Raw genomic sequence first — 12,786 nt, 5'->3', positions numbered from 1 at the left:
CGGACAAGCAACGCGTGTCGCGGTCCGACCTTCGCTTAATGTTAGCGGAAGCCGATCGGTCTCCGGGCCCAATTCGTCCCTAGGGCAAATCCCGCAGTGCAGAACCGACTTGCCGTCTAGTCGAGGCCTTCGACGCTGACCAGGCGGGCAGAACTGCAAGCGTCCCGGACCGCTTTGAGACCCTGGTAGGTCGCGCCTGTGTAAAATGCCTCCCAGGCTGCGACGGATGGGAATTCCAGCAGAACGATCCTGCGGGGCTGCCAGTCTCCCTCGTAGACCTTGTGGGCGCCCCCTCGCGCCAGATATCGAGCTCCAGCGGCCTCCAGGGCGGGCTTCACGCCCAACATGAAGCTTTGGTACTGCTGCAAATCCCTGATCTCGACGTCGAAAATCACATAAGCCGGCATCTCAAGACGCTCCCACGATCGGAAATTGATCACCTGTCCGGCAATGGTCTCACCTCGGAGGCTCAGCCCTGCGGCAGCAGCCCGAGCCGCTTGGCGATGATGCGGTCGACCACACGCTTGGGCAGCGTGGCCGTCATCAAATGCCGCATCCGGTCCGGCGTGATCTGGTAGCGAACCTTGGGCCTCTCGGCGGTGAGCGCCTCGAAAACGACCTCGGCAATCCGCTCGGCCGGCAGCCCGGTCTCGCCGAGCTTCATCATGAACGCCATGACCTTGTTCAGCGCCGGCAGATAAGGCGAGTTCTGGTAGACCGAAAGATCGATCTGCTCGGCCTTGCTCCAGATCGGCGTCTTGACGGCGCCGGGTGCGACGATAATGACGTCGATGCCAAACAGCATCAATTCGCGGCGCAAGCTCTCCGACAGACCTTCGATGGCATGCTTGGAGGTGCAGTAAGGCGCCGACAACGGATTGCCGTTCTTGCCCGCGACCGAGCTGATCATCACGATCCGGCCCTTCGGTCCCTCCAGCGACGGGTCGGCGCCCAGCAGCGGCCCAAAGGCCTGCGTCGCGATGACCGGGCCGATGACGTTGATCTCCATCTGCCGGCGAAAGTCGTCGACCGACAATTCGAGCACGGGACCGGCGACCGCGACGCCGGCGTTGTTGACGAGACCGGCCAGCGTCTCGCCGCCCAGCGCCTCGCGGACTTTTCGCGCAGCCGCGAGGACCGCCGCCTCGTCGGTGACGTCGAACAGCAGCGCCGTGAAGTTCGTACCGAATTCACCCATGAGCCGATCCGCATCGGCCTGCTTGCGGACACTACCGAAAACACGATAGCCGCGCCCGATCAGAAACTTCGCAATGGCCCAGCCGATGCCGGTGGACGCGCCGGTGACGACGACGGATCGCATGATCTTCCTCCCCAAGAGCTCCCGCGATCATGCAGGCGAAAGGTGCCGGGGCGCAATGCCGTCCACCGCTCAAGGAGACGCCGCGGGTGTCAGTTCTTAAGTTGAAGGCGAGGTGCGAACCTCGCGACGTGCGATTGATTGCATCCTGAAGGTATGGATGAAGAGCCGAATCCTTGACCCTGAAGACGCTGGGCTTTTGAGGATCGGGAGCTTCTGAGAAATTCCGAAAACAACGCGAGACCAAGAATGTGGTTTAAGCGTCAGTTCTTCATGCTCAGGGAGCACTTCAGCTCGCGAAGAATTTGAATGAAGCAGCAATGCTTCGCGCGAGACGAAAAGAGCGAGACCGCTGGTTGCGATCTCGCTCGAATATAATCGCGAAGATTTAAGAATTGGTTTGGCGAGCGAAGCTTGTGTTTTCGCTCGCGTGTCCGGATGCGGCGCAACCGATACGCCGCATCCGAACGGCCGCTTAGTTCTTCGACTTGTCGACCAGCGCGCCCTTCTTGATCCAGGGCATCATGTCGCGCAGCTTGGCGCCGACTTCCTCGATCGGGTGCTCGGCGAGCTTGGCGCGGGTCGCCTTGAACGAGGTCTGGTTGACCTTGTTCTCGAGCATCCAGTCGCGGGCGAACTTGCCGGACTGGATGTCGTTCAGAACCCGCTTCATCTCCTTCTTGGTCTCGTCGGTGACGATGCGCGGGCCGGTGACGTACTCACCGTACTCCGCGGTGTTGGAGATCGAGTAGTTCATGTTGGCGATGCCGCCTTCATAGATCAGGTCGACGATCAGCTTCACTTCGTGCAGGCACTCGAAATAGGCCATCTCCGGGGCGTAGCCGGCTTCGACCAGCGTCTCGTAGCCGCCCTTGATCAGCTCGACCAGGCCGCCGCAGAGCACGACCTGCTCGCCGAACAGGTCGGTCTCGCATTCTTCCTTGAAAGTGGTCTCGATGATGCCAGCACGGCCGCCGCCGACGGCGGAGGCGTAGGACAGGCCGAGGTCGTGGGCGTTACCCGAGACGTCCTTGGCGATCGCGATCAGGCAGGGCACGCCGCCGCCACGCTGGTATTCCGAACGCACCGTGTGGCCGGGGCCCTTCGGCGCGATCATCAGAACGTCGAGATCGGCGCGCGGGTCGAGCAGGTTGAAGTGGACGTTGAGACCGTGCGCGAAGACGAGGGCGGCGCCCTTCTTCATGTTGTCGTGCAGGTGCTCGCGGTAAATGTCGCCCTGGAGCTCGTCCGGGGTCAGCATCATGACCAGGTCGGCCCATTTGGCGGCCTCGGCGACTTCCATCACCTTGAAGCCGGCAGCTTCCGCCTTCTTGGCCGAGGCCGAACCCTTGCGGAGCGCAATCGCCACGTCCTTGACGCCGGAATCCTTCAGGTTCAGCGCATGGGCGTGGCCCTGGCTGCCATAGCCGACGATGACGACCTTCTTGCCCTTGATCAGGTTCAGGTCGGCGTCGCGATCGTAATAAACACGCATGGTCGTTTCCTCGTTCAGGGGCCGGAATCGGCCGTTGGTCAGGTCTTGTCGGTCAGGTCTCGGACGGTGAAATTTGCGGATTTCGGGGGCTGTCTAGAGCATTTTCGGCCCCCTGGGAAACCCGTTTCTGCATGGAAAGCTGAGGCATCATGCATCCATAACGACGGGGTAGAGAGACGCCAGCAGCAGGATCGCCATCAGGATGTTGAAGGCGCGGACCAGCCGCTCGGAGGTCAGCACCGGCCGTAGTGCAGTGCCGAACAGGACCCAGACCACGGTCGAGACCGCGCCGACGAGTAGGCTGACCAGGGTCTGGATCGCGATATTGATGGGGAATCGGGCAATCGCCGCGTAGGCGGTGATTGTGCCGATCACGATCACCCAGCCCTTGGCGTTGATCCACTGGAACATCGCCGCGCCCCAGAAGGTCATCGGGCCGCGGCCGGTCTCGCCGTCCGGCGTGGTCGGGCCGGACAAAGCAATCACGGCGGCAAGGTAAATCAGATAGACCGCGCCGGCGTATTTCAGGATGGTCTGAAGGATCGGATAGGCCAGAAACACTGTGCCGAGCCCGAGACCCACGGCGGCGATCATGAAAGCAAAGCCGATGACGATACCGGCGATGTGGGGGATGGTGCGCCGAAAGCCGTAGGTCAGGCCCGAGGCCAGCAGCATGATGTTGTTCGGCCCGGGCGTGAAATACATCACGACCATAAAGGCGAGGAAGGCATAGAAGAGCGAATAGGCCATAGTCACCTCACGCGGTCTTCGGCAGGACTTGCGGACGCTTCGCGAGCACCATCACCGCGATACCGCCGATCACGGTGAGCATGCCGGCGAGACGCAGCGGGCCGAACCGCTCGCCGAACACGATGCTGGACGCAGCCGAGCCGACGAACGGCACCAGCAGCGCGAACGGCACCACTTGCGCAGGGGGATAGTCACGTAGCAGCCGGCCCCACAGCCAATAGGCGATGCTGGTGGAGATGCCGCCGATCAACAGCAGGCAAATGAGGCCGGTGAGCGACATGTGGATCAGCGACTGCCAGGTCGGCGTTGGTCCGTTGACGACCAGCGTGAGCGCGAACAGCGGCACCGCGGTGGCGAGGCACAACCAGGCGAACAGATCGAACATCGGCACGCCGCGGGCGCCGCGCAGCAGGACATTGCCGACCGCAAAGCTGACCGGCGCGATCATCAGCACGGCGAAGGCACCGACGCTGAAATCATAGCCGACCGTGCCGCAGATCATCAAAAGGCCGATGGCTGCGATGACGATGCCCAGCGTCTGCACCGGCGTCGGCCGCTCACCGAATGCGATCGCGGCAAAGCCGATCGTGAACAGCGCCTGGCTCTGCACGACGACGCTGGTCAGCCCCACCGGCACGCCATGGGCGATGCCATAGGCCTGGCTCAGAAATTGGCCGAGAAAGAGCGTGAAGCTGATCGCGATCAGGAGCGACCAGGCGACTTTGGGCTTGCGGATGAATAGGCACGGCACCGCGGCAATGGTGAAGCGCATCGCCGTCATCAGCTCCGGCGAAAATTCGTCGAGCGCGATCCGGCTCGCCACGAAGGCAAGCCCCCAGATGACCGCCACCAGGATGGCGATGAGGATGTCGGCCGGCTTCATTGTCGTTCCCGGTTCTGCCCTGTCGTGCAGCCCTGTTTGTTGTTCTGGTCGAGCCTTGCTCGCCGGCCGTTACGTGGAGGAATTGGGTTTCCGCAGCAGATAGGTGCCGTGCATCGGGGCGTGGTAATCGGCCGAGACCAGCGTGAAGCCGACGTCGGTCAGCATCCGCTCCATGACCCAGCCGAAAGTGGAATACTCGTCGCGCATGTGGGTGACGACGCTTTCACGCGGGACATCGTGGTTCTTGATCTCAAAGTCGGCCCATTGGTCAACGTCGCGCTCGACGGCATCGGGCATCGAGGCGTAGACGATGTCGCGCAAATAGAAAGTGGCACCGGGCTTGAGCGCGCGATAGATCCGCGACATGGCTACCGCCTTCCAGAAATCCGGCAGATGGTGCAGCGTGAACTCGCTGACGATCAGGTCATAGGATTCCGGCCGGTAGGCGAAGCTGAGCAGGCCGGCGGACTGCGTGCGCACGGGCGCCTTGCGGTCGCGCGCGTAGATCTCGGCGAGCGCCAGCATCGCGGGCGAGATGTCGATGGCATCGACCTCGGCGCCCATCAGCGCCGCCTCGGTCGCGAGCACGCCGTTGCCGCAACCGATATCGGCAATGCGCCAGCCGCGCTGGACGCCGAGCATTTTCAGCGCGGCGCGCGCCCGTAGATCGGCATCGTCATGACTGTCGTAGATCGAGGCCACTGCAGGCCCGATCCCCATCCGGTTCCGCTCGTTGTAATACCAGTCGCGCGCCAGCATGGCTCACATTCCCTCAGGCCCGCGACCAATCGCGGCAACACCGGTGCGCGACACTTCGACAAGGCCAAGCGGACGCATCAGGTCGATAAACTGATTGATCTTGTCTGTATTGCCTGTGATCTCGAACACGAAGCTCTCGGTGGTGGCATCGATCACGCGGGCGCGGAACGCGTCCGCCAGCCGCAGCGCCTCGACGCGATGCTCGCCCTGCCCGCGTACCTTGACCATCGCCAGCTCGCGCTCGATCGAGCGCTTGGTCAGCGTCATGTCGACGACGCGATAGACCGGGATCATGCGGTCGAGCTGATGCTTTATCTGCTCGATCACCATGGGCGTACCCGTGGTGACGATAGTGATGCGCGAGAGATGCTTCTGGCTCTCGGTCTCCGAGACCGTGAGGCTCTCGATGTTGTAGCCGCGCCCCGAGAACAGGCCGATGACGCGCGCGAGCACGCCGGGCTCGTTCTGCACGAGCACCGAAAGCGTATGCGTCTCGTTCGGGTCGTGGCGCTCCTCGATGAAATAGGCAGATGCGGGCTGGTTCATTGTCGTCCCCTTCATTCTCGTCGTTACGCCGTCGCCTGATGAGCGACCGGCGCATCCGTCCCGACCCAACCGCGGAACAGATCGAAATCGATATTGCCGCCGGACAGCACGAGACCGACGCGCTTGCCCGACAATCCTGTCTTGTCCTGAAGCGCCGCGGCGAGCGCGGCGGCGCCGGCGCCTTCGGCGAGATTGTGCGTGTCGGTCCAGAGCGCATGGATCGCGAGCGCGATTTCATCGTCCGTCACCTGGACGATACGCGAGGCGCCCTTGAGGATGACCGCGAGCGCTTCCGGATCGGGAATCCGCGTCGCCATGCCGTCCGCGAGCGTGTTGCTGGTCTCGGTGGTCACCACCTGACCCGCCGCGAACGACAGCGCGTAGGACGGCGCCTCGGTCGACTGCACGCCCACGATCTCGGTCTTCAGGCCGAGCAGATCGCGCGCCATGATACAGCCGCAGATCCCCGAGCCTTGCCCGATCGGCACATAGAGGATGTCGAGATCGGGCGCGGCCCGGAACAATTCGAGCGCATAGGTCGCCACGCCCAGCACCAGGTCCGTATGGAACGACGGCACCATGTGCAGCCCGGCGAACTGCGCGTGGCGTCCGGCTTCCTCGCGTGCGGCCTGAAAGTCCTCGCCGTGCTCAACGAGTTCGGCGCCGAACGCCTTCATCGCGCGGTTCTTCTCGACCGAATTGCCGCGCGGCACATAGATCACGGCAGTTACGCCATGGCGGCTCGCCGCAAAGGCGAGGCTCTGGCCATGATTGCCGCGCGTCGCCGAGATGATGCCCGGAATGTTCGGCCGTTCGCGCTTCAGCCGATCGAGATAGACCAACCCGCCGCGCACCTTGAAGGCGCCCGTCGGCGTGTGATTCTCGTGCTTGACCACGACCTGCGTGCCGAGCCGCTCGGCGAGCAGCGGCCAGGCGTGCGCCGGCGTTGCCGGCACCGCCTGCCCCACGATCGCATGTGCGCGTTCGAGCTCGTTCAGGTCGAACATCACGCTCACACCAGCGCCTTACCGCCGGCGAACGCCTTCGCGGTGGCTTCGTCGTTGGCCTGCTCCGGCAACAGCATCTCGTTGTGCGCCTTGCCGGAGGGGATCATCGGGAAACAGTTTTCCAGCGACGCGACGCGGCAGTCGAACAGCACCGGGCGCTTGACCGAGATCATCTCCTGGATGGCGCCGTCGAGATCACCGGGCTTGTGCACCTGGAGGCCGACGCCGCCGTAGGCTTCCGCGAGCTTGACGAAGTCCGGCATCGCCTCCGAATAGGAATGCGACAGGCGGTTGCCATGGAGCAGCTGCTGCCACTGCCGCACCATGCCCATGTACTGGTTGTTCAGGATGAAGATCTTGATCGGCAGCTCGTACTGCACAGCCGTCGACATCTCCTGCATCGTCATCTGCACCGAGGCATCACCCGCGATGTCGATGACGAGGCTGTCGGGATGGGCAACCTGCACGCCAACCGCGGCCGGCAGGCCGTAGCCCATGGTGCCGAGACCGCCCGAGGTCATCCAACGATGCGGCTCCTCGAAGCCGTAGAACTGCGCGGCCCACATCTGATGCTGACCGACCTCGGTGGTGATGTAGGTGTCCTTGCCGCGCGTCGCCTCGAACAGGCTCTGGATCGCATGCTGCGGCAGGATGACGTCGTTGCTCTTCCTGAAATAGAGCGAGTTGCGGGCGCGCCACTGCGCGATCTGCTGCCACCAGGCCTTGATGTCGGGCTTCTTCGCCTCCGCCTTGAACACCTGGAGAATGTCGCCGAGGATGTTGCCGCAGTCGCCGATGATCGGCACGTCGACGCGGATGTTCTTGTTGATCGAAGACGGGTCGATGTCGATGTGGATCTTCTTCGACCCCGGCGAGAACGCATCGACGCGGCCGGTGATGCGGTCGTCGAAGCGCGCGCCGACGCACAGCATGACGTCGCAATCATGCATGGTCATGTTGGCTTCATAGGTGCCGTGCATGCCGAGCATGCCGAGCCAGCTCTTGCCCGAGGCGGGATATGCGCCGAGGCCCATCAGGGTGGAGGTGATCGGAAAGCCGGTGACCTCGACCAGCTCGCGCAGCAGCCTAGTCGCCTCGGGACCGGAATTGATCACGCCGCCGCCGCTATAGATCACGGGGCGCTTGGCGCCTGCGAGCAGCGCGACGGCCTTGCGGATTTGCGTCGCATCGCCCTTCACGCGCGGCGCGTAGGAGCGATGCACGTCGGATTTGCGCGGCGGATGATAGGTGCCGGTCGCGAACTGCACGTCCTTGGGCACGTCGACGAGCACCGGGCCCGGCCGACCCGTGGTCGCAACGTAAAACGCCTCGTGCAGCACCTTTGCGAGATCGTTGACGTCGCGCACCAGCCAGTTGTGCTTGGTGCAGGGGCGCGTGATGCCGACGGTGTCGCATTCCTGGAACGCGTCGTTGCCGATCAGGTGCGTCGGCACCTGGCCGGAGATGCAGACCAGCGGGATCGAGTCCATCAGCGCGTCGGTGAGCGGCGTCACCATGTTGGTGGCGCCGGGGCCGGAGGTCACCAGTGCAACGCCCGGCCTGCCGGTCGAACGCGCATAGCCCTCGGCGGCGTGGCCCGCGCCCTGCTCATGCCGAACCAGGATGTGCTGGACCTCGCTTTGCTGGAAGATCTCGTCGTAGATCGGGAGCACCGCGCCGCCGGGGTAGCCGAAAATGTCGGTCACGCCATGATCGATGAGCGCGCGGACGATCATCGCGGCGCCGGTCATCTGGTTCGGATCGTGGCTCTTGTCGCTCATTGGCTTGCTCCGGATGCGCTGTTGTCAGCGGCTTCGTTCGTGTCGGGTTTTCGGAAATAAAAAAGGCCCCGAAGAGGGCCCATGCACACCGCCTGTCATGTGGATGGCAGCTAGCCACCCCCGGCGGTGTGCCTGGGTACGACGGCGATAAGGAGTTTGGTAATAATGTTACGCATGGCAGGTGCCCGGCTTCCCAAAGGTTGCGCGAAACATAGCGGCCAGCGCCCCGATGTCAAGGCAATGCGGCCGTTCCCGCGCGATTTTGGCAGTGTAGCGGTGTTCCCGGGGTTGGGCGAGAGGTAAATTCGGGAGCCGAGGCACAAAAGCGTGTCAGCCTTGGTCCCGCGCCGCGTTCACGATCGCCGCCAGCCAGCCCCGAATCTCCCCCGGCTTCACCCACTCGAATTCGGGCAATTGGTGCCGGAACCAGGTGAACTGCCGCTTGGCGTAGTGGCGGGTGTCGGCGCGGCCGATGGTCGCCGCCTGCTCCAGGCTGAGCTCACCGCGCAGATGCCGGATTAGCGCCGGCACGCCATGAGCCTTCATCGCCGGCAGCAGCGGATCGAGGTTTCGGGCGGCGAGACGCACCGCCTCCTCTAGCGCGCCGGCACCCAACATGGCGTCGAAGCGGGCGTCGATGCGCGCATAGAGCTCGTCGCGCTCGGGCGCGAGGAACACCGCCCGAAAACTGTCCTTGGGCAAGAGCGGCGGCTGGCCCTCATGATGCCAGTCCAGCAGCGAACGGCCGGTGGCTTCGACCACTTCGAGCGCGCGCGCAATGCGCGTGCGATCGCGACGGTTCAAGCGCTCGGCCGCCCGCGGATCGGAGGCTGCGAGTTCGTCGTGCAGCGCTTCGACGCCGTTCCGCTCCAGCCGCGCCCGGACGTCCTCGCGCACCTCGAGAGGGATCGGTGGCACCACGGAAAGGCCCGCCGTGAGCGCCTTGAAATAGAGCCCGGTGCCGCCGATGAAGATCGGCAGGCGCCCTTCGGCTTTCGCCGCTTCGAGCGCCTTGGCCGCGTCGCCCACCCAGGCACCGGCTGAAAAATTCACGGCCGCATCGACATGGCCGTACAGGCGATGAGGCACCTGCGCCTCGTCGCCAAGGGTGGGGCGCGCGGTGATGATGCGGAGGTCACGGTAGACCTGCATGGAATCGGCATTGATCACGACCCCGCCCGCAGCGAGCGCAAGCTCGAGCGCCAGCGCCGACTTGCCGCTGGCGGTCGGGCCTGCGATAAGCACCGCCTTGCCAACATGCCTTCTGCCGACTTGCCCCTCGCTCACGAAAACCTCAAATGTCCCTCGTTGCCACGCTGATCTGCAACCCGAATAATCCCGCGCTCGACTCGACCATCGTCGACGGCGCCCGCGCCGTGCTGCCTCAGGCAGCTCCCGCGCACTGGCTGTTCGACGGGGTTGCAGTCGACATCCCGTTCGGCGCCGACAGTAACCTCGAAGGCGACCGTCACGCCATCGAGCAGCGGCTCCGCGAGCTTCGCGGCGACCTGCCCATCGACATCGTGGTGCAGCCAGTCGGCTTCCGGCGCAAGAAGCTTTTTCTCGCCGACATGGATTCCACCATGATCGGTCAGGAATGCATCGACGAGCTCGCCGATTTCGTCGGGGTGAAGGCCCATGTGGCCGCCATCACCGAGCGCGCGATGCGCGGCGAGATCGAGTTCGAGCCGGCGCTGCGCGAGCGCGTCGCGCTGCTCAAGGACCTTCCCGCCAGTGCCGTCGACGAGGTGCTGGCCAAGCGCATTACGCTGACGCCGGGTGGCCGCGAACTGGTCGCGACCATGCGCGCCCATGGCGCCTATGCCTGCCTCGTCTCCGGCGGCTTCACGCTTTTCACCAGCGCGGTCGCCACCAGGATCGGTTTCCAGGAGAACCGCGCCAACGAGCTCGTCGTCCGCGACGGCAAGTTCACTGGCGAGGTGAAGGAGCCGATTTTGGGGCGCGCGGCAAAGCTCGCGACGCTGGTGGATCTGATGGAATCGTTCGATCTCGACGACATCGACTCGCTGGCGGTCGGCGACGGCGCCAATGATCTCGCGATGATCCAGGCGGCGGGGCTGGGCGTGGCGTATCACGCCAAGCCCGCGGTGGCCGCCGCTGCGGCGGCGCGGATCGATCATGGCGATCTCACCGCGCTGCTGTACGCGCAGGGGTATCGGCGCGAGGAGTTCGTGGAGGCGTAGCCTCCTCCTCTCCGCCGTCATGCCCGGGCTTGTCCCGGGCATCCACGTTACGCTCGTCCGCATGGCAAGGCGTGGACGGCCGGGTCAAGCCCGGCCATGACGAGAGGTGAAAGCGAGCGCTCTTACTGCACGCTCAGCGCGACAAAACGCAGCTCGCCGTCGGCGTTCGACACCAGCAGCAGCACCGATTTCTTGCCGTCCTTCTTGAGCTGGTCGACCCGTTTCTGGATGTCGGCGCCGCTGGAGACGGCCTCCTGCGCCACCTCGACAATGACGTCGCCGGCCGAGAGGCGCTTCTCGGCGGCATCCGAATTGGCGTCGACATTGGTGACGACCACGCCCTTGACGCTGTCCTTGATCTTGTAGCGCGCACGCAGGTCCTTGCTCAGCGCGGCGAGATCGAGGCCGAGCGCCTTCTGTGTCACGGTCTTTTCAGGCGGAGGCTCGTCGGTCTTCACCGCGGCCTGCACCTTGTCGGCATCCTGCAACCGGCCGAGCGTGACCTTCTTGGTTTCCTCCTGGCTCTTGCGGATGATGACGACGTCGACCTCCTTGCCGACCGCCGTGTCGGCGACCACGCGAGACAGATCCTTCGGGTCCTTGACGTCCTTGCCGTCGAACTTGACGACGACGTCGCCGGGCTCGATGCCGGCCGGTTTGGCCGGGCCCTTGTCGTCGACACCGGCAACCAGCGCGCCGCGCGGCGGCTTGATGTTGAGGCTCTCGGCGATCTCGTCGGTGACGCTCTGGATGCGCACGCCAAGCCAGCCGCGGCGCAATTCGCCGAACTGGCGGAGCTGGTCGACGACACCCGCCACCGTCTTCGACGGTACGGCGAAGCCGATGCCGATCGAGCCGCCGGACGGCGAGATGATCAGCGTGTTGACGCCGATGACGTCGCCATCGAGGTTGAACAGCGGACCGCCGGAATTTCCGCGGTTGATGGAGGCGTCGGTCTGAATGTAGCTGTCGTAGGGACCTGAGGAGATGTCACGGTTCTTCGCCGAAACGATACCGGCCGTCACGGTGCCGCCGAGGCTGAAAGGATTGCCGATCGCGACGACCCAGTCGCCGAGGCGCAGCTTGTCGGAATCACCGAACTTCACCGACACCAGCGGCTTCGACGGCTTGAACTTGAGCACGGCAAGGTCGGTCTTCTTGTCGACTCCGACCAGTTCGGCCTTGATCTTGGTCCCGTCGTTGAGAATGACGTTAATCTCATCGGCGTCCGCGATGACATGGTTGTTGGTGACGACGACGCCTGACGTGTCGATGATGAAGCCACTTCCGAGCGAGTTGGTCTTGCGCGGCGCCGGGCTGTTCTCGCCGCCCTTGCTGCCGCCGCCGGGACCCTTGCGGTTCTTGAAGAAGTCGTCGAAGAACTCCTCGAAGGGCGAACCGGGCGGCAGTTGCGGCATGGCATTGCTGCCGCCGCCCCCGCCCTTGGCTTCGACGGTCTGCGAGGTCGAGATGTTGACGACCGCGTCAATCACCTTCTCGGCGACGTCGGCGATGCCATCCGGTCCGCGCGCATAGGCCGGTGTGCCGAGTGCGCTGAAAGCGCCAACGGCGAGCGCGGCCAGCCCTAAGCGCAAACGGGTCGGGGCAATGGTGGCAGCGGTCATTGTGATCTCCAGGAAACAAGGATTCGACGTCAAGACTGCGCTCGAACGGGGGGACGGCGCAAGCGCGGACCTTAACGGGCCTCAAGACCCGGATAATAAGGCGAAAACCGGTCCCTCGCCTTCACTTTGGCGTTGGTGCGACGGCTAAATTGGACGTCGCATAACCCAGATCAGGACCAGGCCGGCCACGGCCGAACCAATGCCGACCGCCCGCAGGACGTTATCCGGCGTGGCCATCGCGCTTTTCATGGCCTTGCGCATCCAGGCCGGACTTGCCGCGAACATCAAGCCTTCCAGCACGAACAGGATGCCCAAACCGATGAGGAAGTCGGCGAACGCAATGGACCTCATCGGATTGGAACCTCCCGTTGTGCTGTTCTTGTCTGGACGAACGGCGGCCAGACTTGCCGCCCTTGTC

At 64.2% G+C, this 12,786-nt stretch carries 13 protein-coding genes; 1 reads left to right on the top strand and 12 read right to left on the bottom strand.

The annotated features are described in order from the left end of the window. Nucleotides 1-116 precede the first annotated feature (116 nt). From IVB07_RS10350 to miaA, 10 genes are all read right to left on the bottom strand, one after another. On the bottom strand, nt 117-407 hold the full coding sequence (locus IVB07_RS10350) for a DUF1330 domain-containing protein (RefSeq protein WP_018454346.1): 291 nt from the start codon (nt 405-407) through the stop codon (nt 117-119). Between the two features lie 62 nt (nt 408-469). Beyond that, entirely contained in the window at nt 470-1,321 is an 852-nt protein-coding gene (locus tag IVB07_RS10345; protein ID WP_018454345.1) for an SDR family oxidoreductase, read from the bottom strand. Between the two features lie 472 nt (nt 1,322-1,793). After that, the gene (ilvC, locus tag IVB07_RS10340; RefSeq protein ID WP_007600992.1) at nt 1,794-2,813 is read right to left on the bottom strand and encodes a ketol-acid reductoisomerase; all 1,020 of its coding nucleotides are present in this window, start codon (nt 2,811-2,813) and stop codon (nt 1,794-1,796) included. A 147-nt stretch (nt 2,814-2,960) separates the two neighbouring features. Beyond that, nucleotides 2,961-3,563, bottom strand: a complete 603-nt coding sequence (locus IVB07_RS10335; protein WP_018454344.1) for a LysE family translocator — start codon at nt 3,561-3,563, stop codon at nt 2,961-2,963. Nucleotides 3,564-3,570: 7 nt separating this feature from the next. Continuing rightward, the gene (locus IVB07_RS10330) at nt 3,571-4,446 is read right to left on the bottom strand and encodes an EamA family transporter (protein WP_018454343.1); all 876 of its coding nucleotides are present in this window, start codon (nt 4,444-4,446) and stop codon (nt 3,571-3,573) included. A 69-nt stretch (nt 4,447-4,515) separates the two neighbouring features. Further along, the gene (locus tag IVB07_RS10325; RefSeq protein WP_007613338.1) at nt 4,516-5,205 is read right to left on the bottom strand and encodes a class I SAM-dependent methyltransferase; all 690 of its coding nucleotides are present in this window, start codon (nt 5,203-5,205) and stop codon (nt 4,516-4,518) included. Between the two features lie 3 nt (nt 5,206-5,208). After that, nucleotides 5,209-5,751: an acetolactate synthase small subunit gene (gene ilvN, locus IVB07_RS10320; protein WP_007613340.1), complete on the bottom strand. Its 543-nt coding sequence runs from the start codon at nt 5,749-5,751 to the stop codon at nt 5,209-5,211. Between the two features lie 23 nt (nt 5,752-5,774). Further along, nucleotides 5,775-6,758: a threonine dehydratase gene (locus tag IVB07_RS10315; RefSeq protein ID WP_026232715.1), complete on the bottom strand. Its 984-nt coding sequence runs from the start codon at nt 6,756-6,758 to the stop codon at nt 5,775-5,777. 5 nt (nt 6,759-6,763) lie between these two features. Beyond that, nucleotides 6,764-8,539 carry an acetolactate synthase 3 large subunit gene (locus IVB07_RS10310; protein ID WP_018454341.1) on the bottom strand — a complete coding sequence of 592 codons (1,776 nt, stop codon included), beginning with the start codon at nt 8,537-8,539 and terminating at the stop codon, nt 6,764-6,766. A 330-nt stretch (nt 8,540-8,869) separates the two neighbouring features. Continuing rightward, nucleotides 8,870-9,826 carry a tRNA (adenosine(37)-N6)-dimethylallyltransferase MiaA gene (gene miaA, locus IVB07_RS10305; RefSeq protein ID WP_018454340.1) on the bottom strand — a complete coding sequence of 319 codons (957 nt, stop codon included), beginning with the start codon at nt 9,824-9,826 and terminating at the stop codon, nt 8,870-8,872. An 11-nt stretch (nt 9,827-9,837) separates the two neighbouring features. On the opposite strand from miaA, the gene serB reads away from it, so the two are divergent. Further along, a complete protein-coding gene (gene serB, locus IVB07_RS10300) occupies nt 9,838-10,743 on the top strand; it encodes a phosphoserine phosphatase SerB (protein WP_018454339.1) in 906 nt (301 codons plus the stop codon). Between the two features lie 122 nt (nt 10,744-10,865). Here serB and IVB07_RS10295 read toward each other — a convergent pair whose 3' ends face one another. Both IVB07_RS10295 and IVB07_RS10290 read right to left on the bottom strand, forming a co-directional pair. Beyond that, on the bottom strand, nt 10,866-12,368 hold the full coding sequence (locus IVB07_RS10295; protein ID WP_018454338.1) for a Do family serine endopeptidase: 1,503 nt from the start codon (nt 12,366-12,368) through the stop codon (nt 10,866-10,868). A gap of 144 nt (nt 12,369-12,512) precedes the next feature. Further along, complete coding sequence (locus tag IVB07_RS10290) at nt 12,513-12,719, bottom strand: DUF2065 domain-containing protein (protein WP_018454337.1); 207 nt, start codon at nt 12,717-12,719, stop codon at nt 12,513-12,515. Nucleotides 12,720-12,786 lie beyond the last annotated feature (67 nt).

The organism is Bradyrhizobium sp. 172, from assembly GCF_023101065.1.
Taxonomy (GTDB): Bacteria; Pseudomonadota; Alphaproteobacteria; order Rhizobiales; family Xanthobacteraceae; genus Bradyrhizobium; species Bradyrhizobium canariense_D.
Note: the sequence above shows the minus strand (reverse complement) of the source record. Positions and strands in the feature narration are given on the sequence as shown.